21 protein-coding genes and 7 tRNA genes are annotated in these 22,761 nt (G+C 64.1%); 21 read left to right on the plus strand and 7 right to left on the minus strand.

Going from position 1 to position 22,761, the window contains the following annotated elements:
- Positions 1 to 5 precede the first annotated feature (5 nt).
- From AC1DOQ_RS21510 to AC1DOQ_RS21555, 10 genes are all read left to right on the plus strand, one after another.
- Complete coding sequence (locus AC1DOQ_RS21510; protein WP_477327501.1) at positions 6 to 554, plus strand: chemotaxis protein; 549 nt, start codon at positions 6 to 8, stop codon at positions 552 to 554.
- Positions 555 to 654: 100 nt separating this feature from the next.
- Entirely contained in the window at positions 655 to 1,020 is a 366-nt protein-coding gene (locus AC1DOQ_RS21515; protein ID WP_442124448.1) for a response regulator, read from the plus strand.
- A 38-nt stretch (positions 1,021 to 1,058) separates the two neighbouring features.
- Positions 1,059 to 3,224: a chemotaxis protein CheA gene (gene cheA / locus AC1DOQ_RS21520; protein ID WP_477368965.1), complete on the plus strand. Its 2,166-nt coding sequence runs from the start codon at positions 1,059 to 1,061 to the stop codon at positions 3,222 to 3,224.
- Between the two features lie 25 nt (positions 3,225 to 3,249).
- Positions 3,250 to 3,747 (plus strand): chemotaxis protein CheW, encoded by a 498-nt coding sequence (locus AC1DOQ_RS21525; protein ID WP_477368967.1) that lies wholly within the window; start codon positions 3,250 to 3,252, stop codon positions 3,745 to 3,747.
- Between the two features lie 66 nt (positions 3,748 to 3,813).
- Positions 3,814 to 4,665 carry a CheR family methyltransferase gene (locus tag AC1DOQ_RS21530; RefSeq protein ID WP_477368969.1) on the plus strand — a complete coding sequence of 284 codons (852 nt, stop codon included), beginning with the start codon at positions 3,814 to 3,816 and terminating at the stop codon, positions 4,663 to 4,665.
- A 25-nt stretch (positions 4,666 to 4,690) separates the two neighbouring features.
- Positions 4,691 to 5,290 carry a chemoreceptor glutamine deamidase CheD gene (gene cheD / locus AC1DOQ_RS21535; RefSeq protein WP_477368971.1) on the plus strand — a complete coding sequence of 200 codons (600 nt, stop codon included), beginning with the start codon at positions 4,691 to 4,693 and terminating at the stop codon, positions 5,288 to 5,290.
- A 14-nt stretch (positions 5,291 to 5,304) separates the two neighbouring features.
- Positions 5,305 to 6,381, plus strand: coding sequence for a protein-glutamate methylesterase/protein-glutamine glutaminase (locus tag AC1DOQ_RS21540; protein WP_477368972.1), 1,077 nt, complete (start codon positions 5,305 to 5,307; stop codon positions 6,379 to 6,381).
- 125 nt (positions 6,382 to 6,506) lie between these two features.
- Positions 6,507 to 6,899 carry a chemotaxis response regulator CheY gene (gene cheY, locus AC1DOQ_RS21545; RefSeq protein WP_442124442.1) on the plus strand — a complete coding sequence of 131 codons (393 nt, stop codon included), beginning with the start codon at positions 6,507 to 6,509 and terminating at the stop codon, positions 6,897 to 6,899.
- A 1-nt stretch (position 6,900) separates the two neighbouring features.
- The gene (gene cheZ, locus AC1DOQ_RS21550) at positions 6,901 to 7,533 is read left to right on the plus strand and encodes a protein phosphatase CheZ (RefSeq protein WP_477368973.1); all 633 of its coding nucleotides are present in this window, start codon (positions 6,901 to 6,903) and stop codon (positions 7,531 to 7,533) included.
- A gap of 63 nt (positions 7,534 to 7,596) precedes the next feature.
- Positions 7,597 to 8,805, plus strand: a complete 1,209-nt coding sequence (locus tag AC1DOQ_RS21555; protein ID WP_477368974.1) for an EAL and HDOD domain-containing protein — start codon at positions 7,597 to 7,599, stop codon at positions 8,803 to 8,805.
- 62 nt (positions 8,806 to 8,867) lie between these two features.
- On the opposite strand, the gene AC1DOQ_RS21560 is transcribed toward AC1DOQ_RS21555, so the two are convergent.
- The 6 genes from AC1DOQ_RS21560 to metG all read right to left on the minus strand — a co-directional run bounded on the left by AC1DOQ_RS21560 (position 8,868) and on the right by metG (position 15,363).
- Positions 8,868 to 9,614, minus strand: coding sequence for a flagellar brake protein (locus AC1DOQ_RS21560; protein WP_477369094.1), 747 nt, complete (start codon positions 9,612 to 9,614; stop codon positions 8,868 to 8,870).
- 97 nt (positions 9,615 to 9,711) lie between these two features.
- Complete coding sequence (gene panC / locus AC1DOQ_RS21565) at positions 9,712 to 10,551, minus strand: pantoate--beta-alanine ligase (RefSeq protein WP_477368975.1); 840 nt, start codon at positions 10,549 to 10,551, stop codon at positions 9,712 to 9,714.
- Between the two features lie 16 nt (positions 10,552 to 10,567).
- A complete protein-coding gene (locus tag AC1DOQ_RS21570) occupies positions 10,568 to 11,458 on the minus strand; it encodes a segregation and condensation protein A (RefSeq protein WP_477368977.1) in 891 nt (296 codons plus the stop codon).
- A gap of 36 nt (positions 11,459 to 11,494) precedes the next feature.
- Positions 11,495 to 11,704, minus strand: coding sequence for a DUF3460 family protein (locus AC1DOQ_RS21575; RefSeq protein ID WP_477368979.1), 210 nt, complete (start codon positions 11,702 to 11,704; stop codon positions 11,495 to 11,497).
- A gap of 58 nt (positions 11,705 to 11,762) precedes the next feature.
- A complete protein-coding gene (locus AC1DOQ_RS21580; RefSeq protein WP_477368982.1) occupies positions 11,763 to 13,079 on the minus strand; it encodes an enoyl ACP reductase FabMG family protein in 1,317 nt (438 codons plus the stop codon).
- Positions 13,080 to 13,197: 118 nt separating this feature from the next.
- Positions 13,198 to 15,363, minus strand: a complete 2,166-nt coding sequence (metG, locus tag AC1DOQ_RS21585; RefSeq protein WP_477368984.1) for a methionine--tRNA ligase — start codon at positions 15,361 to 15,363, stop codon at positions 13,198 to 13,200.
- A gap of 148 nt (positions 15,364 to 15,511) precedes the next feature.
- On the opposite strand from metG, the gene apbC reads away from it, so the two are divergent.
- Both apbC and AC1DOQ_RS21595 read left to right on the plus strand, forming a co-directional pair.
- On the plus strand, positions 15,512 to 16,600 hold the full coding sequence (apbC, locus tag AC1DOQ_RS21590; protein WP_477368986.1) for an iron-sulfur cluster carrier protein ApbC: 1,089 nt from the start codon (positions 15,512 to 15,514) through the stop codon (positions 16,598 to 16,600).
- A 45-nt stretch (positions 16,601 to 16,645) separates the two neighbouring features.
- Positions 16,646 to 17,689: an RNA methyltransferase gene (locus AC1DOQ_RS21595; RefSeq protein ID WP_477368988.1), complete on the plus strand. Its 1,044-nt coding sequence runs from the start codon at positions 16,646 to 16,648 to the stop codon at positions 17,687 to 17,689.
- A 96-nt stretch (positions 17,690 to 17,785) separates the two neighbouring features.
- On the opposite strand, the gene AC1DOQ_RS21600 is transcribed toward AC1DOQ_RS21595, so the two are convergent.
- Positions 17,786 to 18,964 (minus strand): GGDEF domain-containing protein, encoded by a 1,179-nt coding sequence (locus AC1DOQ_RS21600; protein WP_477368990.1) that lies wholly within the window; start codon positions 18,962 to 18,964, stop codon positions 17,786 to 17,788.
- Positions 18,965 to 19,151: 187 nt separating this feature from the next.
- On the opposite strand from AC1DOQ_RS21600, the gene gltX reads away from it, so the two are divergent.
- The 9 genes from gltX to earP all read left to right on the plus strand — a co-directional run bounded on the left by gltX (position 19,152) and on the right by earP (position 22,710).
- Complete coding sequence (gene gltX / locus AC1DOQ_RS21605) at positions 19,152 to 20,555, plus strand: glutamate--tRNA ligase (RefSeq protein ID WP_477368992.1); 1,404 nt, start codon at positions 19,152 to 19,154, stop codon at positions 20,553 to 20,555.
- A 65-nt stretch (positions 20,556 to 20,620) separates the two neighbouring features.
- A tRNA-Ala gene (locus AC1DOQ_RS21610) sits at positions 20,621 to 20,696 on the plus strand.
- A gap of 39 nt (positions 20,697 to 20,735) precedes the next feature.
- Positions 20,736 to 20,811: transfer RNA gene (locus AC1DOQ_RS21615), tRNA-Glu, on the plus strand.
- An 87-nt stretch (positions 20,812 to 20,898) separates the two neighbouring features.
- A tRNA-Ala gene (locus AC1DOQ_RS21620) sits at positions 20,899 to 20,974 on the plus strand.
- Between the two features lie 26 nt (positions 20,975 to 21,000).
- Positions 21,001 to 21,076, plus strand: a tRNA-Glu gene (locus AC1DOQ_RS21625).
- Positions 21,077 to 21,143: 67 nt separating this feature from the next.
- Positions 21,144 to 21,219 (plus strand) — tRNA-Glu (locus AC1DOQ_RS21630).
- Positions 21,220 to 21,266: 47 nt separating this feature from the next.
- A tRNA-Ala gene (locus AC1DOQ_RS21635) sits at positions 21,267 to 21,342 on the plus strand.
- Positions 21,343 to 21,350: 8 nt separating this feature from the next.
- Positions 21,351 to 21,426 (plus strand) — tRNA-Glu (locus AC1DOQ_RS21640).
- Positions 21,427 to 21,561: 135 nt separating this feature from the next.
- Positions 21,562 to 22,710, plus strand: coding sequence for an elongation factor P maturation arginine rhamnosyltransferase EarP (earP, locus tag AC1DOQ_RS21645; protein ID WP_477368994.1), 1,149 nt, complete (start codon positions 21,562 to 21,564; stop codon positions 22,708 to 22,710).
- Positions 22,711 to 22,761: the final 51 nt, after the last annotated feature.

Genomic DNA, 22,761 nt, shown 5'->3' on the forward strand with positions numbered 1-22,761 from the left:
ACTCAATGACAAGAAAAAAGATTTTAGGGTCACACGTGAAGCGCCTGCTGTCGGGCGTGTCCGACCATGGCCGGCGCCACCTGAACGAGGTCGAGACCGACCTGGTGCAGACCACGCTGCTGCTCGAGGAAGCCGTCGACAAGCTCACCTCCAGCTTCATGGCGATCCACCAGGCGGTCGACGCACGCCAGCAGAGCATCAACCGCCTGCTGGCCGGCGAAGCCCCGTCGGCCGAGGAAAGCGAGAAGCTGACCGGCATGTCGGGCGAGATCGGCCAGCACGTGAACTCGGCGATCACCAGCATGCAGTTCCAGGACATGACCAGCCAGCTGCTCGACCGTACGCTGCGCCGTGTGTCCGGCCTGCGCGAATTCCTGACCACGCTCGGCGAGCACGGCGCCGACATCGCGCCCGACAGCCACAGCGAGGAAATCGTCGAGCGCCTGGGCAAGGTCAGCATGGCGCTGGCGATCCAGTCGCTGGAGCTGCGCAGCATGCTGAGGAAGTCGGTGGAGCAGCGGCATCTGGAGAGTGGCGACGTCGAGCTGTTCTGACTACATCTGGCTAAACGAACGATAACTATGAAATTCGGGGTCAGAGCCCTTTTTAAAAGAAGAACCGGGCCCTGACCCCTCCCCTTGGAGCATACGAAAAATGGCAAAAACGATTCTTGCGGTTGACGATTCCAGTTCCCTGCGCCAGATGGTCGCGTTCAGCCTGAAGGCCGCCGGCTACCAGGTGGTGGAGGCGGTCGACGGCCAGGATGGCCTCGACAAGGCGAAGCAGCAGACCGTGGACCTGGTCCTGACCGACCAGAACATGCCGAAGATGGACGGCCTCACGCTGATCAAGTCGCTGCGCGCGCTGCCGACCTACCAGAAGGTGCCGATCCTGATGCTCACCACCGAATCGTCGGACGAGATGAAATCGAAGGGCCGCGCCGCCGGCGCCAACGGCTGGCTGGTCAAGCCTTTCGATCCGCAGCGCCTGATCGAGGTGGTCAAGAAAGTCATCGGCTAAGCCGATCAGCGACAAGCGATAAGCGATAAGCGACAATCATGACCATCGACATCAGCCAGTTCTACCAGGTCTTTTTCGACGAGGCGGAAGAACTCCTCGCCGAGAAGGAGCGTCTGCTGCTGGCCGTCGATATCGCCGCGCCGGACGCGGAAGACCTGAACGCGATCTTCCGCACCGCTCACTCGATCAAGGGCGGGGCCTCGACCTTCGGCCTGAACGACATGAGCGAAGTGACCCACGTGCTGGAGTCGCTGCTGGACCGCATCCGCAAGGGCGAGATGGCGCTCACCAGCCAGCACCTCGACGCCTTCCTGGCCGCCAAGGACATCCTCAAGATGCAGCTCGACGGCCACCGCAACGGCGCCTTCGTCGACCAGGAAGCCGTCGCCAACGTGCGCATGATGCTGCACGAGCTGTCCGAAGGCGTCATCGTGCCGGGCCACCAGCCGACCGTGCCGTCCTTCCTGCACGCCGAGCAGAAGCAGGAAGTGCGCGAAGGCGCGCACCGCTACAAGATCGAGCTGCCGGAGATTCCGAAGCGCGACGTCGACGCCCTGGTCGACGAACTCGGCCTGCTGGGCCGCGTCTCGGTGACGCCGCTGGCCGGCGGCCGCAGCGCCCTGATCATCATGACCCACGAGTCCCTCGACGACATCGTCGCGATCTGCTCGTTCGTGCTGAATCCCGAGGACCTGAAGATCTTCGAGGCGCCGCCGCTGACGCCCGAGCAGCGCGCCATCGAAGCCCTTGAACGCGCCCGCATCGAGGACGAGCAGGGCTACGGTTTCTTCGATCCCTCCGATCCGGTCGATGCGCCGCAGGTCGAGCAGTCCGACGACGAGCGCGGCTACGGCTTCTTCCAGCCGATCGAACAGATCCGCCGCGAAGCCGGCATCGTCGCCGAAGCGCCGCCGCCGGCCGCCGTGCAGATCCGCCAGGAAGCGCCGGAGACGATCGAGGCGGCCGCCGAGAAGAAGGCCGCCAAGAAGGCCGCCGACGCCGCCCACGCGCACGCCGAATCGAGCTCGATCCGGGTCTCGATCGAGAAGGTCGACCAGTTGATCAACCTGGTCGGCGAACTGGTGATCACCCAGGCCATGATCGAGCAGCGCAGCGACGACCTCGATCCGATGATCCACCAGCGCCTGCTGCAGTCGGTGTCGCAGCTGACCCGCAATACCCGCGACCTGCAGGAAGCGGTGATGTCGATCCGCATGATGCCGATGGACTTCGTGTTCTCGCGCTTCCCGCGCATGGTGCGCGACCTCGCCTCGAAGCTGGGCAAGAAGGTCGACTTCATCACCAACGGCGCCGCCACGGAACTGGACAAGGGCCTGATCGAGCGCATCGTCGATCCGCTGACCCACCTGGTGCGCAACTCGATCGACCACGGCATCGAGATGCCGGCCGCCCGCGTGACCGCCGGCAAATCGGAGTCGGGCCGCCTGTTCCTGTCCGCCGCCCACCAGGGCGGCAATATCGTGATCGAGGTGGCCGACGACGGCGGCGGCCTGAATCGCGAGCGGATCCTGGCCAAGGCGAAGGAGAACGGCCTGGCGGTCTCGGACAACATGACCGACGCCGAGGTCTGGCAGCTGATCTTCGCGCCGGGCTTCTCGACCGCGGAAATCGTCACCGACGTCTCCGGCCGCGGGGTCGGCATGGACGTCGTCAAGCGCAACATCACCCAGATGGGCGGCACCATCGACATCCGCTCGGCAAAGGGCTTCGGCACCACCATCCTGATCTCGCTGCCGCTGACGCTGGCGATCCTGGACGGCATGTCGATCCGCTGCGGCGACGAGATCTACATCCTGCCGCTCGGCTTCGTGGTCGAGTCCCTGCAGCCGGCCCGAAGCGACGTCAAGGAAATCGCCGGCCAGGGCAGGGTGGTCAAGGTGCGCGGCGAATACCTGCCGCTGATTCCGCTGCACCAGATGTTCAGCATCGCGCCGCGCTTCACCGATCCTGCCGAAGGCATCCTGGTGATCCTCGAGACCGAAGGCCGCAAGGCCGCGCTGTTCGTCGACGAACTGGTCGGCCAGCAGCAGGTCGTGGTGAAGAACCTCGAATCCAACTACCGCAAGGTGGCCGGGATCTCCGGCGCCACCATCCTCGGCGATGGCGGCGTGGCGCTGATCCTGGACGTGGCGGCGCTGCTGCGCTCGTCGCGTCAGCTGACGGACGATACCGTCGTTTTATAAAAACTCTCTGAACCTAGGAACCGACATGTCCACTCAACCGACCACCAAACCGGCCGACGCACGCGACGGCAGCGGCAGCGAATATCTCGCCTTCACCCTCGGCTCCGAGGAATACGGCATCGACATCCTGAAAGTGCAGGAGATCCGCGGCTACGAAGCCGTGACCCGCATCGCCAACGCTCCCGAATTCATCAAGGGCGTGATCAACCTGCGTGGCATCATCATTCCGGTGGTGGACATGCGCATCAAGTTCAACCTCGGCACCCCGACCTACGACCAGTTCACCGTCGTGATCATCCTGAACATCGGCGGCCGCATCATGGGCATGGTCGTGGACAGCGTGTCGGACGTCACCACCCTGACGCCGGAGCAGATCAAGCCGGCGCCGGAAATGGGCACCGCCTTCAATTCCGACTACCTGATGGGCCTCGGCACCGTCGACGAGCGCATGCTGATCCTGATCGACATCGACCGCCTGATGTCGTCCAGCGAGATGGGCCTGATCGACAAGATGGCAGCCTGAGGACCGCCGGCTACCGGATTCGCGGCGCAGGGACAGCTTCGTCTTTACAGATCCAAAGGTAATAACGTGCCGCTTCATACCAAGCAGGAAACAGGCAAGGAATTCGAGTTCACGCGCGCCGACTTCGAGCGCGTGCGCGGCCTGATCTACCAGCGCGCCGGCATTTCGCTGGCCGACAGCAAGCAGGAGATGGTCTACAGCCGGCTTGCGCGCCGCCTGCGCGCAACCGGCCTCGAGTCCTTCTCGCGCTACCTCGACGGCCTCGAAGCCGGGAAGATGCCGCATGAGTGGGAAAGCTTCACGAATGCGCTGACCACCAACCTGACCTCGTTCTTCCGCGAGGCCCATCACTTCCCGCTGCTGGCCGAGCACGCGCTCCAGGCGCGCCGCAAGCATGGCGGGCCGCTGACGATCTGGTGTTCGGCCAGCTCCACCGGCGAAGAGCCGTACTCGATCGCGATGACGCTGTGCGAGGCCTTCGACACGCTCACGCCGCCGGTGTCGATCATCGCCACCGACATCGACACCAACGTGCTGGCCACCGCCGGCGCCGGCGTCTATCCGATCGAACGGGTCGAGAAGCTCGAGGCCGCGCGCCTGCGCCGCTTCTTCCTGAAGGGGAAGGGCGCCCAGGAGGGCCTGGTGCGGGTGCGCCCAGAGCTGCGCCAGCTGGTCAGCTTCCGCCAGCTCAACCTGCTGGCCGACGGCTGGGACCTGAAGGGACCGTTCGACGCGATCTTCTGCCGCAACGTGATGATCTACTTCGACAAGGCCACCCAGCGCAAGATCCTGTCGCGCTTCGTGCCCCTGATGAAGCCGGACGCCCTGCTGTTCGCCGGGCACTCGGAGAACTTCCTGTATGTGTCCGACTCGCTGCGCCTGCGCGGCAAGACGGTGTATGAACTGAGCCACGGCTGACCGTCGCTTCACTCCGGTACCTATCATGGATACGAACAGCCAATTCGCCACCAACGTCTACTACGACCGTACCTTCGACTGCGACGCCGCCAAGATCCTGCCCGGCGAGTACTACTACACCGCGAAGGAGATGCTGATCGTGACGGTGCTGGGCTCCTGCGTCTCGGCCTGCATCCGCGACCGCGTCAGGGGCCTGGGCGGCATGAACCATTTCATGCTGCCGGACGGCGGCGACCCCGGCAACCCGGTGTCGGCCTCGATGCGCTACGGGACCTATGCGATGGAAGTGCTGATCAACGACCTGCTGAAGGCCGGGGCGCGGCGCGAGCACCTGGAAGCCAAGGTCTTCGGCGGCGGCGCCGTGCTGCGCGGCTTCTCGGCCATGAACGTCGGCGAGCGCAATGCCGCCTTCGTGATGCAGTTCCTGAAGACCGAGCGGATCCCGGTGCTGGCCGAAGACCTGAACGACATCTACCCGCGCAAGGTGTACTTCTTCCCGCGCACCGGCAAGGTGCTGGTCAAGAAGCTGATGCAAACCCATAACGATACGCTGGCGAAGCGCGAGCTCGATTACGCCAGCCGCCTCAAGGTCGCGCCGGTCGGCGGCGAGATCGACCTGTTCTGACGAAAGGGCCCCACATGAACTCCACGAACAAGATCAAGGTCGCGATCGTCGACGACTCGGCCCTGATCCGCAGCGTGATGACCGAGATCGTCAATTCCCAGCCCGACATGGAAGTGGTCGGGGTGGCCCCCGATCCGCTGGTCGCGCGCGAGCTGATCAAGCGGGTCAATCCCGACGTCCTCACGCTCGACGTCGAGATGCCGAAGATGGACGGCCTCGACTTCCTCGAAAAGCTGATGCGCCTGCGCCCGATGCCGGTGCTGATGGTGTCCTCGCTGACCGAGCGCGGTTCCGAGATCACCATGCGCGCGCTGGAGCTGGGCGCGGTGGACTTCGTGACCAAGCCGAAGATCTCGATCCAGACCGGGATGCGCGAGTACACGGAACTCATCGCCGACAAGATCCGCGGCGCCGCGCGCGCCCGCATCAAGCCGCGCACCCTGCATGCGCCAGCGCCGGGTGCGCCGCTGCCGCAGCTGCGCAGCCCGCTGACCTCGTCGGAAAAACTGATCATCATCGGCGCCTCCACCGGCGGCACCGAGGCGATCCGCGAATTCCTGATGCAGATGCCGTCCGACTGCCCGGGCATCCTGATCGCCCAGCACATGCCGGAAGGTTTCACCAGTTCCTTCGCCAGGCGCCTGGACTCGCTGTGCCGCATCAGCGTCAGCGAAGCCCAGGGCAACGAGCGCGTGCTGCCCGGCCATGCTTATATTGCTCCGGGCCACTCCCATTTGCTGTTGTCCCGTTCGGGCGCGAACTACATGACCAAAATCGAGCAGACCGACCCGGTCAACCGCCACCGTCCTTCGGTGGACGTGCTGTTCCGCTCGGCCGCCCAGGCGGCGGGCAAGAATGCGGTCGGGGTGATCCTGACCGGCATGGGCAAGGACGGCGCCCAAGGCATGCTGGAAATGAAGCAGGCCGGCGCCTACAACTTCGCCCAGGACGAGGCTTCCTGCGTCGTGTTCGGCATGCCGCGCGAGGCGATCGCCATCGGCGCCGCCCATGAAGTGGGCGCCCTGGCAGCCTTGCCGGGCATGGTGCTGGGTCATCTGGCCGCGCATGGCGGCCGGGCGTTGCGCGTTTGATCCGCGCGAGCGTCTTAACCCTCGGTTTTATCGCCGTAGAGCAACAAAAATGCTATGCTTAGGCCTGCTTTCGCAGTGTCGAAGTCCAACCAACACATACAGATAAAGTAACAACGGAGTAATTCATGGCTGATCCAAAGATGCGTTTTTTAGTTGTTGACGATTTTTCGACGATGCGGCGCATCGTGAAGAATCTGCTGAAGGAACTGGGTTACGCCAACGTTGACGAAGCCGAAGACGGCGTCCAGGGACTGGCCAAGCTGCGCAGCGAGCAATTCGACTTCGTGGTGTCGGACTGGAACATGCCGAACATGGACGGCCTGACCATGCTGCAGAACATCCGTGCCGATCCCGCCCTGGCCAGCCTGCCGGTGCTGATGGTCACCGCCGAAGCCAAGAAGGAAAACATCATCGCGGCCGCCCAGGCCGGCGCCAACGGCTATGTGGTGAAGCCTTTCACCGCGGCGACGCTGGACGAAAAGCTGAACAAGATTTTCGAAAAGATGGGAAAGGCCTGAAATGACTGAGCAGACGGCCGATTCAGGCTCGCACGACGAGGTCCTGAGCCGGATCGGGCACATGACCCGCGCGCTGCACGAGAGCCTGCGCGGGCTGGGCCTGGACAAGCTGATCGAAAAAGCCGCCAGCGACATCCCGGATGCGCGCGACCGTCTCGATTACGTGGCCCGCCTGTCGGAACAGGCTGCCAAGCGCGTGCTGGACGCCACCGACGCCGCCGGCCCCCTGCAGGACGGCATCGACGCCGCGGCCGTGGAACTCGGCCGTTCGTGGCAATCGCTGCTGGACAGCGGCGAGGGCAGCGCGGAATGGCGCGCATTGGCCGAGAAGACCGTCGCCAGCCTGGCCGCATCGCGTAGCGCCGCCAGCGCCACCAAGGGCCACCTGATGGACATCATGATGGCCCAGGACTTCCAGGACCTGACCGGCCAGGTGATCAAGCGCATCACCGGCATCGCCCAGAACCTCGAAAAGCAGCTGGTGCAAGTGCTGGTCGATTTCGCGCCGGCCGAGGTCAAGCGCGAGTTCGACAACAGCCTGCTCAACGGCCCGCAGATCAAGCCGGAAGGTAATACCGAAGTCGTCGCCGACCAGGGCCAGGTCGACGACCTGCTCGACAGTCTCGGCTTCTAGGCTTCCATCCCGATGCGCCAGCGGACGGCGCATCGCCCTGTTTCACCTCGGCGCTAATCTACAATGCATCAAACCAACTTCATCGTCCGTGAACCTTTGCTTGATCCCAAGCAGCGCGTAATTGGTTACGAACTCTGCTGGCAGCAGCAGAGCGGAAGGGAAGTGGGCGCCGACGATCTCGAGTCGCTGGTCGGCTTCGTGGCCGAACAGCTGGTCGACGAGGAAAACGGCTGGCTGCTGCGCGACAAACTGCTGTTCCTCGACGCCGTCCCGGCCATGCTGTCGACCGACGCCCTGCACGCGCTGCCGCCCGAGCGCACCGTGCTGTCCCTGAGCGTACGCGACCTCGCCAACGTCGATACCCGCGCCGCCGTGCAGGCCCTGCGCGCCGGCGGCGTCGGCATCTCGCTGCGCGGCGCCAACCTCGACCTGCTGGGCCGCAACCTGTCCATCATCGCTTCCTACGCCGAAGTGCGCTTCAGCGGCGCCGACGTGGCGACGCAGGCGCGCACCTATGCCGCCGTCAAGCAGTCGACCCTGCGCATGGTGGGCCGTCCGGTCGCCACCTGGGCCGACTTCGACGCCTGCGCGGCGCTGGGCCTGGACGCCTTCGTCGGCAAGCTGCACCTGACCCCGCGCGAGGGCGGCAACGTGAAGGGCATGAACCCGGCCCAGGCCATCATCCTGCAACTGATGCAGATGGTGCAGAACAACGAGGACGTGCCGAAGATCGAGGCCGTGCTCAAGCGCGACCCGGCCCTGATCTACAAGCTGCTGCGCTTCATCAACTCCGCCGGTTTCGGCGCCGGCCGCCAGGTCGAGTCGCTGCGCCAGGCCATTGCCATGCTGGGCTATGCACCGCTGTACCGCTGGCTGGTGCTGCTGCTGGCCACCGCCAGCTCGAGCGGCTATTCGCCGGTGCTGATGGAAACCGCCGTGGTGCGCGCCCGCCTGTGCGAACTGCTGGGCCAGAAATTCCTGCCGCGCGCCGAGAGCGAATACCTGTTCGTGGCGGGCATGTTCTCGCTGCTGGACCGCCTGCTGGGCCTGCCGATGAAGGAAGTGCTGGATACGATCCAGCTGCCGGAGGAAGTGGTGCGCGCGCTGCTGACGCGCGGCGGCGTGTACGGGCCCTACCTGGCGCTGGCCGAGGCCTGCGAGCTGAATTCGAACCTGGTGGCGTCGATGGCGGCCTCGCTGGAGATCAGTCCGCTGGATGTGAACAAGGCGCATCTGAGTGCGCTGGCTTGGGCGCAGAGCGTTACTACGTAAGCAAGCCAAGGATTCCCGCGAAAGCAGGAGCGGCGGGTAAAGTTTTGCCATCCGGCAAAACTTTACCGCTTCATCTGCACCTTGCTCACCGCCCGCTCCAGGCGCTGCTTCATCTGCATGGTGATATTCGAAATCCGGCACCCGATCTGCACCTGCTCGCCCAGCAGGAAGGTGCGGAACGGGCGCAGCAGGCGGACCTCGAGGTCGGCCGTGATCGCCAGCGACGGGCCCAGTTCCAGCTCGACGCCTTCCAGCTTCTGGCCGACATAGAGTTCGTAAGCCTGGTCGAGCGTTGCGCGCAAGCCCACGCCGCCGGACGAGAAGTCGTACAGCGGCAGTTCGAACACCTTGCCCAGGTAAGTGAAGCGGGCGCCGTAGCTGCCGCCCAACGGGCTTTCCAGGCGCGCTTCGGCGCGGCGGTTCTGCACCAGGCAGCTTTCCGGCAGCGGCAGCTCGACCGACTGGCCGCGGCCCGCCACGATGCTCCAGTTGGCGTCGAGCTCGAACTGGATCTTGGCGTTGCCGCCCATGGCGGCGACGAAGACCGCCTTGCCCGCGGCGAGGACGCTGTCCTCGACCAGTTCGAGGATGAAGGAGCGGCGGTCCGGATCGACGGCATCGATGCGCGCCATCACATGGTCCGCGCCCGGCCGATAGATGGTGATGGCTTCGCCGGTCTGGGCCAGGGTCGACAGGCTGTCGAAGATCTGGAAGGCGTCGCTCATCGTGTGCGCGGGCGCACCGGGCGCAATGCGCTGGACGGCGTCGGTCAGCTTGGGCGGACCCTTGCGGATCTGCGTGATGGACATATCGGTCACGAAACCACTCCTTGAATACTCCTGTAGATTCTAGCAAATCGAGTTGCCATACTCTACAGGGAAATTTCAATAAAGAAAGTAGCGTGGTTCAAATTTCCAGATTATCGATCAGGCGGGTATTGCCCAGCTTGGCGGCGGTCAGGACGACAAGTTGTTCACCGGCAAGGTATTCCTCGCGGCTTGGTGCCTGCAGGTTCATGCGCTTGCGGATCGAGACATAGTCCGGCTTCCAGCCGCGCGCCGCCAGGCGGTTCATCGCGTCCTGTTCCAGAGCGTCCAGGTCGGCGTGGCCGGCGCGGGTCTGCTCGGCAACGTAGTTCAGGGTCTGGTAGAGGAAGGGCGCCTCGGCCCGTTCTTCACTCGAGAGGTAGCCGTTGCGCGAGGACAGTGCCAGGCCGTCTTCGGCACGGAAAGTCTCGGCGCCGATGATCTCGGTCGGCATCGCGAGTTGGCGCGCCATGTTACGGATGATCATGAGCTGCTGGTAGTCCTTCTTGCCGAACACGGCCACGCGTGGCTGCACGCAAGAGAACAGCTTGGTGACCACCGTGCACACGCCCGGGAACATCGCGGGGCGGAACTCGCCTTCGAGAATATTGCCCAGGTCGTTAGGCGGCAGCACGCGGTATTCCTGCGGCTCCGGATACAGGTCCTTCTCGGTCGGCGCGAACAGCACGTACACGCCTTCCTTCTCCAGCTTCTCGACGTCGGCCTGGAAGGTGCGCGGGTATTTGTCGAAGTCCTCGTTCGGACCGAACTGCAGGCGGTTGACGAAGATCGAGGCGACCACGGGGTCGCCGTGACGGCGCGCCAGGCGCATCAGCGACAGGTGGCCCTCGTGCAGGTTGCCCATGGTCGGGACGAAGGCGGTGCGCAGTTGGCCGCGCAGCTGGTCGCGCAGTTCGTCGATGGTGGAAATGATTTTCATGGTGTCGTAATAAGGCTCAGGCCGGCGAATAAGCCAGCCGAACATAAATGGGCGCGAATGGTTCGGCCTGGGTAATTTCGATCAGGGTTTCCTTGGCCAGCTCGAGCATGGCGACGAAGTGCACGACCACCACCGGCACGCTGGCGTGTCCCGCGAACAGCTCCGAGAATTCGACGAAGCGCTGGGACTGGAGTGTACGCAGGATCGCCGACATGTGCTCGCGCACCGAGAGTTCCTCGCGGCCGATCCGGTGATGCTGGGTCAGCTTGGCGCGGCGCAGCACGTCCATCCAGGCGCGCTGCAGGTCGGTGGCGTCGACATGCGGCCATACCGGCGCCAGCCCTTGCTCGACCGGCAGCGAAGGCCGCTGGAAGTCGCGCTCGTATTGGGGCAGGGCGCCGATCTGCTGGGCCGCCAGCTTGATCTGCTCGTATTCCAGCAGGCGCCGCACCAGTTCCGCGCGCGGGTCGCCGACATCCTCGATCAGGTCCTCCTGGCGCTTGGGCAGCAGCATGCGCGACTTGATCTCGATGAGCATGGCTGCCATCAGCAGGTACTCGGCCGCCAGTTCCAGGTTGTGCTTGCGGATCTGCTCGACGTATTCCAGGTATTGCAGGGTCACCTGCGCCATCGGGATGTCGAGGATGTTGAAGTTCTGCTTGCGGATCAGGTACAGCAGCAGGTCGAGCGGACCTTCGAAGGCGTCGAGGAAGACCTCGAGGGCGTCGGGCGGGATGTACAGGTCGTTGGGCAGGCGCAGCAGCGGCTCGCCGTAGAGGCGGGCGATGGCGGCCTCGGCGGCATCGGCCGCCGCGTTCAGCTTGTCGTCCTGGCCGGCATCTGCAGCCTGGTCCGCGATGGCGCCCTGATCCGGTGCAGGGGCGTCGGCAGCCTGCTCGGGCGCCATCGTCGTCAGCCTATGCCGTCAGCCAGCCGCCGGAACTCAGACCTTGGTCTGGTAGGGGTAAGCCTGCTGGCGGAGGCGCGACTCGTTGGCGCGGCGCTGTTCGTCCAGCGACAGCGGCGACTTGTCCCACAGCAGGGCGCGGCCGGCGACCTGGCGCTCGTCCATGCCCGGGGTTTTCTCTTTCAGTTCCTTGATGAACTTGGTGTGGTCGGATTCGTAATTCGAGTGTTTCGTGAACAGGCCCATGGCGCTCTTTAGACTCTAAAAAAGGTACAAACGTTCGATTTTACCGCGCTGCAGCGAATTACTTGTGCTCTTCGTTCAGCTGGCGGGCGATGATGTCGTGGTTGAGCCACAGCACCGGCGCGATCTTCTCGGCCGCGCCGTGGAACATCAGCGGACCGGTGCCTTCCACCACCAGCGAGGACAGGTGGTCGGTGACCAGCGCTTTCTTGTCCTGGTGCAGGGAGGTGATCTCGTCCGAGGTACCGATCATCAGCTCGGCCAGCTCGGGGCTGTTGTCCATCGGCCAGGCTTCGAAGTTGCGGAAGCCGGCGCTGGTCTCGGTCTGCAGATAGGACTCCAGCTTGTCGAGGATGCCTTGCACCGACTCGCCGTCGTTCAGCAGGCCCTGGCAGATATCCCACTGTTGCTGGGCCCAGGCGCCGCCTCCTTCTTTCTTGAGCGCGGTCAGCAGCGGGAACAGCGACAGTTCGACGCCGACGAAGATGTCGGAGGAATTGGTGCGGATTTCCGGGCAGTTGAACACTGTCGCGTAGACGCCCTGTTTCCAGGCCGCTTCGGCGATCGACTCCAGGCGCATCTTGGCGTAGCCCTGGGTGTAGTTGGTGTAGGTCTGCCATTTGTATTCGCCGCCGATCAGGACTTCGGTGCCGTGATAGCCGTAGGCGGTGTAGCGCACTTCGCCGCCTTTCGCGGTGATGCGCTCGCGGATCGGGGCCGAGGCGTCGATCAGGTACTTGAGCGTATTGGCCGAGACTTCGTCGAAGTTCATCAGGATCAGCTTGCCCAGGTCGCTGTCGAGCAGGGCGCGCGAGGACATGAAGCGTTCGCCGCGGCCTTTGTAGATGCGGTTGGCGATCGCCAGGAAGGCCTTGATGCGCGGAATGCCGCCGGCCATCGTGTGCGCGAAGAACACATTGGCGCCGTCCGGGATCAGCTTGTCGATTTCAAGCATGGCTTCCTTGGCCGAGCTGGTGAAGCGGGCCACGCCGGCCTGGCGGCACAGCTCGATCTTGTCCCAGTCCAGCTTGTCGTCCTGCCAGCTCTTGAGGGTAATGCCGGACAGCATCTCGGTCGGGTTCTGTTCGCCCGCCGGTGCGTCCATGTCGAAACCGGCCATCAGCGGCACATTGATGATGCGGCCGCCCAGCTTGGCTTCCGCTTCCGCATGCTCTTCCGCCGTCAGGGCGCGCAGGCTGCCGTCGTCGTTGCGGCGGCCCACGGTGACGCCCAGGATCGTCATGCCGGCCTTGCGCGCCTCGTCGACCAGGCCGTTCGCGTAGCCACGGCCGAACAGCTCGCCGAACAGGACGAAGACGTCGCCTTGACGGAACAGGTTCGCTTGCGGGATGTGTCGCAGGGCTTTGTATTCGGTCATATTATTCGTTACCACTCAAAAATAAGAAGGACGGGGCGGCACGGATGCGCCCGGTTATTTTTCAAAACGCCGCATTATACTGCCACTGCTGCGCTGAAATTAATAGCTTTCTGCCAAGTCAACGAATACGCATTCCCGGCTGGGCGCCGGACACCGGCTCCAGCAGGTACAGGCCCGGATTCGCCTTCTCATCCTTGGCCGACGCACACAGCACCATGCCTTCCGAGACGCCGAACTTCATCTTGCGCGGCGCCAGGTTGGCGACCATCACGGTCAGCTTGCCGATCAGCTGCTCGGGCTGGTAAGCCGACTTGATGCCCGAGAAGACATTACGGTAACGGCCTTCGCCCACGTCCAGAGTGAGGCGCAACAGCTTGCTCGAACCTTCGACGTGCTCACAATTGACGATCTTCGCCACGCGCAGGTCGATCTTGGTGAAATCGTCGATCGAGATTTCCGGCGCCAGCTCTTCGACATCGCCGGCTTCCGCTGCCGGCGCGGCAGCTTCGACGGCGGCGGCCGGCGCGGCCACGGCCGGCGCGGCCACGGCCGGCGTAGCGACGCCCGGCGTAGCGACGCCCGGCTTGTCGAACAGGTCCTCGACCATCTTGGCGTCCACGCGCTGCATCAGGTGGCTGTAGGCGCCGATGGTGCGGCCCAGCATCGAGTTCCACACGTTCTCGCCCTTGGTATCGTCCCAGGAGAAGGCGGCGTCGCCCAGGAATTCCTGGACCCGCGAGGCGACGAAAGGCAGTACCGGCGACAGCATGATGCTCAGCTGGCGGAACAGGATCAGGGCGGTGGTGCAGACATCGTGCAGCTCGGCGGTCTTGCTCTCGTCCTTGGCCAGGATCCAGGGCTTGTTCTCGTCGACGAACTGGTTGGCGACGTCGGCGATGGCCATGATCTCGCGCAGCGCACGGCCGAACTCGCGCGCTTCGTAGCTGGCGGCAATCGCTGCCTGGCGCTCGCCGTCTTCGCCGTTCAGGGCGCGGGCGATCCACTGCTTCGCGGTGTCGGACAGTTCCGATGCCAGCTTGCCGTCGAACTTCTTGGCGATGAAGCCGGCGCAGCGGCTGGCGATGTTCACGTACTTGCCGATCAGGTCGCTGTTCACGCGGGCGACGAAGTCTTCGCCGGTGAAGTCCAGGTCTTCGACCTTGCTGTTCAGCTTGAATGCCAGGTAGTAGCGCAGCCACTCCGGATTCATCTTCAGTTCGAGGTAGCGCAGCGGCGAGATGCCGGTGCCGCGCGACTTCGACATCTTTTCGTTATTCACGGTCAGGTGGCCGTGGACATTGACCTTCAGCTTGTCGATGACCGGGTGGCCGGAGAAATTCAGCATGGCCGGCCAGAACAGCAGGTGGAAGGAGACGATGTCCTTGCCGATGAAGTGGACCTGTTCGATCGACGGGTCGCGCAGGAAGGCTTCGTAGTCGATGCCTTTCTTCTCGAAGTAATTCTTCAGCGAAGCCAGGTAGCCGACCGGCGCGTCCAGCCAGACGTAGAAGAACTTGCCCGGCGCATCCGGAATCGGGATGCCGAAATAGGGCGCGTCGCGGGAAATATCCCAGTCGGCCAGCTTCTCGCCGTTCTCGCCCAGCCACTCGGACACTTTATTCACCATCTCCGGCTGCAGGCGGCCCGGGGTGTTCAGCCACTCCTTCAGGAACTGGAAGCAGCGCGGATCGGACAGCTTGAAGAAGTACTGCTCGGACGGCTTCAGGACCGGGGTCGAGCCGGTGAACACCGAGTACGGATTGATCAGTTCGGTCGGCTGGTAGGCGGCGCCGCAGACTTCGCAGTTGTCGCCGTACTGGTCCTTGGCGTGGCAGACCGGGCACTCGCCCTTGATGTTGCGGTCGGCGAGGAACATGCCCTTGGTCGGGTCGTAGAAGCGGTCGACGGTCTTGGTATAGATGAGGCCGGCATCGCGCAGCTTGCGGTAGATGTCCTGCGACAGCTCGACGTTTTCCGGCGAGTCGGTCGAATACCAGTTGTCGAAGGCGATGTGGAAGCCGTCCAGGTACTGGGCGCGGCCGGCGGCGATGCGGGCCACGAATTCCTGCGGCGTCACGCCTTCCTTCTCGGCGGCGATCATGATCGGGGTGCCGTGGGTGTCGTCGGCGCCGACGAAGTGCACGGTACGCTGCTGGCCGTCGTCCTTCTGCATTCGCTGGAAGCGGACCCAGATGTCGGCCTGGATGTATTCCATCATGTGGCCGATGTGGAAGGCGGCGTTGGCGTAGGGCAGGGCGGTGGTGACGAACAGCTTGCGTGTCATGGTCGAAAAGGGAGGTTGATAGGTGAAAAAAAGCATTTTACCAGCGGATGACCCTGAACGCGCAGTGGGTAATCAGGCCGTTTGCCACTTGAACAAGAGTCGGTAGGCCAATTTACGATAAACTTGCGCATCACATCCGGAGAACCCCATGAGCACCACTGCAGAAGACGTCAAGGCCGCCCTGGCGGCGGTCGTCGACCCGAATACCAATAAAGACTACGTCAGCACCCGCTCGGTCAAGAACGTCCAGGTCGACGGCGGCAACGTCGCCCTCGACATCGAACTCGGCTACCCGGCCAAGAGCCAGTTCGCTCTGGTTCGCAGCGCCGTCATCGACGCCGTGCGCAAGCTGCCGGGCGTGCAGAACGTCAGCGTCAACGTCACCAGCAAGATCATTTCGCACACCGTGCAGCGCGGCCTGAAGGTGATGCCGAACGTGAAGAACATCATCGCCGTCGCCTCGGGCAAGGGCGGCGTCGGCAAGTCGACCACGGCCGTCAACCTGGCCCTGGCCCTGGCTGCCGAAGGCGCCAGCGTCGGCGTGCTGGATGCCGACATCTACGGTCCCTCGCAGCCGACCATGCTGGGCATTAACGGCCGCCCGCAAAGCCTGGACGGCAAGACCATGGAGCCGCTCGAGAACCATGGCGTGCAGGTGTCGTCGATCGGCTTCCTGATCGATCCGGACGAGCCCATGGTCTGGCGCGGCCCGATGGTCACCCAGGCCCTGCAGCAGCTGCTGGAGCAGACCAACTGGCGCGAGCTCGACTACCTGGTCGTCGACATGCCGCCGGGCACCGGCGACATCCAGCTGACCCTGTCGCAGAAAGTGCCGGTGACGGGCGCCGTGATCGTCACCACCCCGCAGGACATCGCCCTGCTGGATGCGCGCAAGGGCCTGAAGATGTTCGAGAAGGTCGGCATCCCGATCCTCGGCGTGGTGGAAAACATGAGCATGCACATCTGCTCGAACTGCGGCCACCACGAGGCCATCTTCGGCGAAGGCGGCGGCGAGAAGATGTGCGCCGACTTCGGCGTCGACTTCCTGGGCCGCCTGCCGCTGCAGCTGTCGATCCGCGAACAGGCCGATTCCGGCACCCCGACCGTGGTGGCCGAGCCGGACGGCCCGGTGGCCGCGATCTATAAACAGATCGCGCGCAAGGTGGCGGTGAAGGTGGCGGAGAAGGCGAAGGACATGACTGCCAAGTTTCCGACTATCGTGGTCAAGAACGACTAAGTAAATACCGTCGTCCCCGCGGAGGCGGGGCGACGGGCCGGCAATATGCGCATCGACTCCCTCCGCACCCGCCTGCGCGCCCTCGGCGCCCTCCCGCTCCACGAAGACCGCATCCTGCGCGACTGGGTCCGCAACGCCGGCCACGACCATGGCCGCCGCCGTCCCATGGACTTCCTGCCGAAAGCGGTACGCGAAGCCCTGCCCGCCATCGACGCCGAACTCGACGGCCTCGCCCGCGTCCTTGGCACCCATCCGGCCGAGGACGGCTCCGCCCGCCTGCTGGTCGGCCTGCAGGACGGCCAGACGGTGGAATCGGTGCTGCTGCCGCGCGACGGCGTCTGCGTGTCGAGCCAGGTCGGCTGCGCGGTCGGCTGCCGGTTCTGCATGACGGGGCAGGGCGGCCTGGTCCGGCAGGTGACGAGCGGCGAGATCGTCGCCCAGGTGGTGCTGGCGCGCCGCCGGCGGCCCGTGAAGAAGGTCGTGTTCATGGGCATGGGCGAGCCGGCCCACAATCTCGACAATGTGATGGAAGCGATCGAGCTGCTGGGCGTGGAAGGAAATATCGCGCACAAGAACCTGGTGTTCTCGACCGTCGGCGACCCGCGCGTATTCGAGCGCCTGCCCTCGGGGCGGGTGAAGCCGGCGCTGGCCCTGTCGCTGCACACGACCAAGGCCGAACTGCGCGAACGCCTGCTGCCGCGCGCGCCGCGCCTGACGCCATCGGCGCTGGTGGCGGAGGGCGAGCGTTATGCGCGCCTGACCGGCTACCCGATCCAGTACCAGTGGACCTTGCTGGAGGGCGTGAACGACGGCCAGGACGAGCTGGATGCCGTCGTCGAGCTATTGCGCGGCAAGTATGCCGTGCTGAACATGATTCCGTATAACGCCAACGAAGGCCTGCCCTTCAGGCGGCCAAGCTGGGACAAGGCGGAGGCCATCGCGGCCTGGCTGTTCGAGCGCGGCATCCTCACCAAGCTGCGCGATTCGGCCGGGCAGGACGTCGATGGCGGCTGCGGGCAGTTGCGGGCGCGGGCGCAGCAGCAGCAGCAGCAGCAGCAGCAGCCCATCAGGCTCATCCGCACCGCGTAGGGTGGGCTCTCCGAGCCCACGTTCAGGGTTCGGACGATGCCGGCTTTCGCGTGGGCACGGCGTGCCCACCCTGCCTACATCCATCGCCCGCGCCGCTTACGCCACCCGCTCCACCTTCTCGATCCGCTGCCCCAGCTGGCGCGCCTTCACCAGGTTGCGCCCCGCATGCTTGGCCTCGTACATCAGCTGGTCGGCCAGCGCGATCATGCCTTGCGGCGTGACCGCATGGCCGCCGCCGAAGTCTGCGCCGACCACCCCGAAGCTGGCCGTGGTGCCCAGGCTCAGCCCGCCTTCCAGCTCGATGCGCTGGGCGGCGAAGGCGGCGCGCACGCGCTCGGCCAGTTCGAGGGCGCCCTCCAGGCGCGTTTCCGGCAGGATGATCAGGAATTCCTCGCCGCCGTAGCGCACCACGGTGTCGATCGACTCGCGCGTCATCGCCTGCGCCAGGGCGGCGAAGCTGCGCAGCAGCTCGTCGCCGGCGTGGTGGCCGTGGGTGTCGTTGATCTTCTTGAAGCCGTCGAGATCGCACATGATCAACGACAGGCTGAGGCGGTAGCGGCGGGCGCGCGCGATTTCGCCGTCGAGCAGGCCGGCGTTCAGGTGGCGCCGGTTGTAGGAGCCGGTCAGCGGATCGCGGATCGACAGATTCGTCAACACCTGCTGGGCCCAGAACTGTTCGCGCCACATGCGCGCATGGCGCTGGGCGACGGTCACGCCGAATACATTGGCGCACACCAGCAGCATGGTCAGCGAACCGAGCGGCCGCGGGCCGACCGCCTGCTGGATCCAGGCCAGGGCCAGGAAGGCGAGGCTGGCGGCGATCGAGATCGTGGCCGCGATCAGCATGCGGTTCGGGATCAGGACATGGATGACCATCGCCATCACCGCCCACGACATCCCATGCAGCAGGATGTCCGCCGGGCGGTAGGCGATGACGACGAAATAGCTGGCCGCCCAGCACAGGGTGAAGGCGGTGGCCGCGTAATGGGGTGCGCGCACGCCCGCATCGGGACGCCGCGCGTAATACAGGCAGGCGGCCGCCACGAAGGGGATCGCCAGGCGCGACAGCAGCGGCACGATGGCCTGTTCGAAGCCGAGGGCACTGATGTCGGCGGCGCCGAAGACCAGGTAGAACAAGGAGCACAGCAGCAGGCCGCGGCGCAGGTCGCGCAGGATCACGGCCGACTGCTGGTGCAGGAAGCCGATTTCGGTGGCGGCGACGCGGAATTCGCCGCGCCAGGGCGCGATGGGAGCGGTGCTCGGGTCGTTCGACATGGGAGGATGATGTCAGGCAGGATCGGAAAAAATGATGAAAATGCTGACCAAAGGAGGAAGGGTAGCCAGCTTTTTAATTTCTGTAAAGTAATTATTTGATATGCAAGCTGAGTGAATGTCCCATCTACGACAGGCCGATGGCAAGGCTGTAAAATAGCCCCTTTGGCAAATCAACCTGTTCACCACCATGACCGTCCGCACCCGTTTCGCTCCCAGCCCGACCGGCTATCTCCACCTCGGCGGCGCCCGTACCGCGCTGTATTCGTGGGCCTATGCCCGCCACTTCGGCGGCACCTTCATCCTGCGTATCGAAGACACCGACCTGGAGCGCTCGACCCCGGAAGCGGTGCAGGCGATCCTGGACGGCATGAAGTGGCTGGGCCTGGAGCATGACGAAGGCCCCTTCTATCAGATGCAGCGCATGGACCGCTACCGCGAAGTCATCAAATCCATGCTGGAAGCCGGCACCGCCTACCTCTGCTACTGCACCCCGGAAGAAGTCGAGGCGATGCGCGAGCGCATGCGCGCAGCCGGCGAGAAGCCGCGCTACGACGGCACCTGGCGTCCGGAAGAGGGCAAGACCCTGCCGGCCATCCCCGAAGGCGTCAAGCCGGTGGTGCGCTTCAAGAACCCGCTCGACGGCGAAGTTACCTGGAACGACGTGGTCAAGGGCCCGATCACGATCGGCAACAAGGAACTCGACGACCTCGTCATCGCGCGCGGCGACGGCACCCCGACCTATAACTTCTGCGTGGCCGTCGACGACTGGGACATGAAGATCACCCACGTGCTGCGCGGCGACGACCACGTGAACAACACCCCGCGCCAGATCAACATCCTGCGCGCGCTGGGCGCGGAACTGCCGCAGTACGGCCACCTTCCAATGATTCTGGGGCCGGACGGCCAGAAGTTGTCGAAGCGCCACGGCGCCGTCAGCGTGATGCAGTATCCGGAGCAGGGCTTCCTGCCGGAAGCGATGCTGAACTACCTGGCGCGCCTGGGCTGGAGCCACGGCGACGACGAGATCTTCTCGATGCAGCAGTTCACCGAGTGGTTCAACCTCGAGCACCTGACCGCGTCGGCGGCCCAGTTCAACCCGGAAAAGCTGGCCTGGCTGAACAACCACTATATCAAGCAGGCGGACAACGAGCGCCTCGCCGGTCTCGCCCGTCCGATCCTGGAGCGCGAAGGCGCCCAGTTCGACGGCGCGCCGCCGCTGGCTGCGGTACTGGGCCTGATGAAGGAACGCACCAACACCATCAACGAACTGGCCGATGCGGCGATGCTGTTCTTCCGCACGCCGCATCCAGCGAATGTGGAATATGAGGCACTGCTGGCCCAGCACCTGACCGATGCCGTGCGCCCGGCGCTGGCACAGTTCGCCGAGAAGCTGGAGACGGTGGAGTGGAGCAAGGCTGCGATCTCGGCTGCCATGAAGGAAGTGCTGGCGGCGCATGGCCTCAAGATGCCGCAACTGGCCATGCCCCTGCGCCTGCTGCTCACCGGCCAGCTGCAGACTCCGGCCATCGACGCGGTGCTGGAACTGTTCGGCCGCGAGACCGTTCTGACCCGAGTGAAAAAGGGTCTCTGACAACCCTTGTTGGCTATTTGCGAAATGCAAGTGCCTCCGCTATAATGCTCGCACTTCAGCGCTGCGGGGGTATAGCTCAGCTGGGAGAGCGCTTGCATGGCATGCAAGAGGTCAGCGGTTCGATCCCGCTTACCTCCACCAACTCTGAAGTGTGCAGTAAGTAGCAAAGGCAGTGCCGAGGTCCCCATCGTCTAGAGGCCTAGGACATCACCCTTTCACGGTGAGTACCGGGGTTCGAATCCCCGTGGGGACGCCAGGGTCGAAAGATCTGGCAAACGCAGCGAAGTGAAAACAGAGCTGTGAGAAGTAAAAGCAGTATGTTATGATACTGCCTTCCCGAAACGGGGGTATAGCTCAGCTGGGAGAGCGCTTGCATGGCATGCAAGAGGTCAGCGGTTCGATCCCGCTTACCTCCACCAAGTTTCAGGAAAAATGGAAGTCCAGGGTCCCCATCGTCTAGAGGCCTAGGACATCACCCTTTCACGGTGAGTACCGGGGTTCGAATCCCCGTGGGGACGCCAAGATTGGAAGATGATGCACACCCAGCAGTGCGCCATCGAAGCAGTAAAAGTAGTAAAACAGTTTTAGGTCCCCATCGTCTAGAGGCCTAGGACATCACCCTTTCACGGTGAGTACCGGGGTTCGAATCCCCGTGGGGACGCCAGCATTGCCAGGAGCCGCCTTGGGCGGCTCTTTTATTGAGTAGTTTTGGGGGGTATAGCTCAGCTGGGAGAGCGCTTGCATGGCATGCAAGAGGTCAGCGGTTCGATCCCGCTTACCTCCACCAAGTTTTAGGTCCCCATCGTCTAGAGGCCTAGGACATCACCCTTTCACGGTGAGTACCGGGGTTCGAATCCCCGTGGGGACGCCATGATCAGACGGAGTCAGAGCCCACCCGAGAAATTCGGGCTCTGACCCCATAAGATAAAAACCGGAGCAGACCGCCCGCGCATGCGGGAAGGTGCTCCGGTTTTTCTATTGGTCGCTTCATTCTTTTCAAACCTTCATGTCTTCAATATTCCCGCGTACCCTCGCAATCTTCTGCAAGGTCGTCGACAACTACGGCGATATCGGCATCTGCTGGCGCCTCGCCCGCCAGTTCCATGCCGAACACGGCATCGCCGTCACCTTGTGGGTCGACGATCTCGCGAGTTTCCGCAGTATCTGGCCGCAAGTCGATACGCGGGCCGACGTGCAGGACATCGGCGGCATCACGGTGCGCCACTGGGCCGGCCAGGATGGCGAATTTTCGCCCGCCGACATTCCCGACGTGGTGATCGAATTCTTCGGCGTCGACATCCCGCCCGGCTATATCGAGGCGATGGCGCAGTGCGAGCCGCGTCCGGTGTGGATCAATTACGAAGGCTTGAGCGCCGAGGAATGGGTCGAAGGCTGCCACAGCCTGCCGTCCATGCATCCGCGCCTGAAGCTGACCAAGCATTTCTACTTCCCGGGATTCACGGACAAGACCGGCGGCCTGCTGCGCGAGCGCGACCTGGTGCCCGAACGTGAAGCCTTCCAGGCCGATTCCGCCGCGATGGCCGCTTTCCTCGGCCGCTTCGGCGTGACGCCAAACGAGATGGGCTCGCTGAAGGTGAGCCTGTTCTGCTATCCGCATGCGCCGGTAACGGAACTGTTCGAGGCCTGGGAGCAGGGCGGCCAGCCGGTGACCTGCCTGGTGCCCGAAGGTGTGGCGCGCGAAAAGGTCGCGGCTTTCTTGAACAAAGATGCTCACGCCGGCGCGTGCGCCACCCGCGGCGCGCTGACGGTGCGCGTGATTCCCTTCATGCCGCAGACAGATTACGACCGCCTGCTGTGGGCCTGCGACCTGAACTTCGTGCGCGGCGAGGACTCCTGGGTGCGCGCCCAGTGGGCGGCCCGGCCCTTCATTTGGCACATATATCCGCAAGATGAAAACTTGCATCATGTTAAACTCCGCGCGTTCCTGCAAAAGTACGCGGTGAATACGCAGAGTCTGATCGACTTTTCGCTGTGCTGGAACGGTGAGCGGGAAGGACAGATGGACGCACTCTGGACGTCCCTGCAAGCCGAACTGCCGACGATCGTGCGCCGCGCCCAGCAGTGGGAAGCGCAGATGTTGGCGAACGGCGACTTGGTGAGCAATCTGCTGAATTTCGTCCGGACGCTTCGATAGGCGGCCGGAAAATATCGTGGTATGATGCTCGGTTACTGCAACTCATTTTAT

The organism is Massilia sp. 01N417 (genome assembly GCF_056399645.1).

What these genes read in the sequence shown, in the direction of transcription:
- AC1DOQ_RS21510 (WP_477327501.1), top strand. Translation starts at nt 6, where the DNA reads ATGACAAGAAAAAAGATTTTAGGGTCACACGTGAAGCGCCTGCTGTCG.
- AC1DOQ_RS21515 (WP_442124448.1), top strand. Translation starts at nt 655, where the DNA reads ATGGCAAAAACGATTCTTGCGGTTGACGATTCCAGTTCCCTGCGCCAG.
- cheA (WP_477368965.1), top strand. Translation starts at nt 1,059, where the DNA reads ATGACCATCGACATCAGCCAGTTCTACCAGGTCTTTTTCGACGAGGCG.
- AC1DOQ_RS21525 (WP_477368967.1), top strand. Translation starts at nt 3,250, where the DNA reads ATGTCCACTCAACCGACCACCAAACCGGCCGACGCACGCGACGGCAGC.
- cheD (WP_477368971.1), top strand. Translation starts at nt 4,691, where the DNA reads ATGGATACGAACAGCCAATTCGCCACCAACGTCTACTACGACCGTACC.
- AC1DOQ_RS21540 (WP_477368972.1), top strand. Translation starts at nt 5,305, where the DNA reads ATGAACTCCACGAACAAGATCAAGGTCGCGATCGTCGACGACTCGGCC.
- cheY (WP_442124442.1), top strand. Translation starts at nt 6,507, where the DNA reads ATGGCTGATCCAAAGATGCGTTTTTTAGTTGTTGACGATTTTTCGACG.
- cheZ (WP_477368973.1), top strand. Translation starts at nt 6,901, where the DNA reads ATGACTGAGCAGACGGCCGATTCAGGCTCGCACGACGAGGTCCTGAGC.
- AC1DOQ_RS21555 (WP_477368974.1), top strand. Translation starts at nt 7,597, where the DNA reads ATGCATCAAACCAACTTCATCGTCCGTGAACCTTTGCTTGATCCCAAG.
- AC1DOQ_RS21560 (WP_477369094.1), bottom strand. Translation starts at nt 9,614, where the DNA reads ATGTCCATCACGCAGATCCGCAAGGGTCCGCCCAAGCTGACCGACGCC.
- panC (WP_477368975.1), bottom strand. Translation starts at nt 10,551, where the DNA reads ATGAAAATCATTTCCACCATCGACGAACTGCGCGACCAGCTGCGCGGC.
- AC1DOQ_RS21570 (WP_477368977.1), bottom strand. Translation starts at nt 11,458, where the DNA reads ATGGCGCCCGAGCAGGCTGCCGACGCCCCTGCACCGGATCAGGGCGCC.
- AC1DOQ_RS21575 (WP_477368979.1), bottom strand. Translation starts at nt 11,704, where the DNA reads ATGGGCCTGTTCACGAAACACTCGAATTACGAATCCGACCACACCAAG.
- AC1DOQ_RS21580 (WP_477368982.1), bottom strand. Translation starts at nt 13,079, where the DNA reads ATGACCGAATACAAAGCCCTGCGACACATCCCGCAAGCGAACCTGTTC.
- metG (WP_477368984.1), bottom strand. Translation starts at nt 15,363, where the DNA reads ATGACACGCAAGCTGTTCGTCACCACCGCCCTGCCCTACGCCAACGCC.
- apbC (WP_477368986.1), top strand. Translation starts at nt 15,512, where the DNA reads ATGAGCACCACTGCAGAAGACGTCAAGGCCGCCCTGGCGGCGGTCGTC.
- AC1DOQ_RS21595 (WP_477368988.1), top strand. Translation starts at nt 16,646, where the DNA reads ATGCGCATCGACTCCCTCCGCACCCGCCTGCGCGCCCTCGGCGCCCTC.
- AC1DOQ_RS21600 (WP_477368990.1), bottom strand. Translation starts at nt 18,964, where the DNA reads ATGTCGAACGACCCGAGCACCGCTCCCATCGCGCCCTGGCGCGGCGAA.
- gltX (WP_477368992.1), top strand. Translation starts at nt 19,152, where the DNA reads ATGACCGTCCGCACCCGTTTCGCTCCCAGCCCGACCGGCTATCTCCAC.
- earP (WP_477368994.1), top strand. Translation starts at nt 21,562, where the DNA reads ATGTCTTCAATATTCCCGCGTACCCTCGCAATCTTCTGCAAGGTCGTC.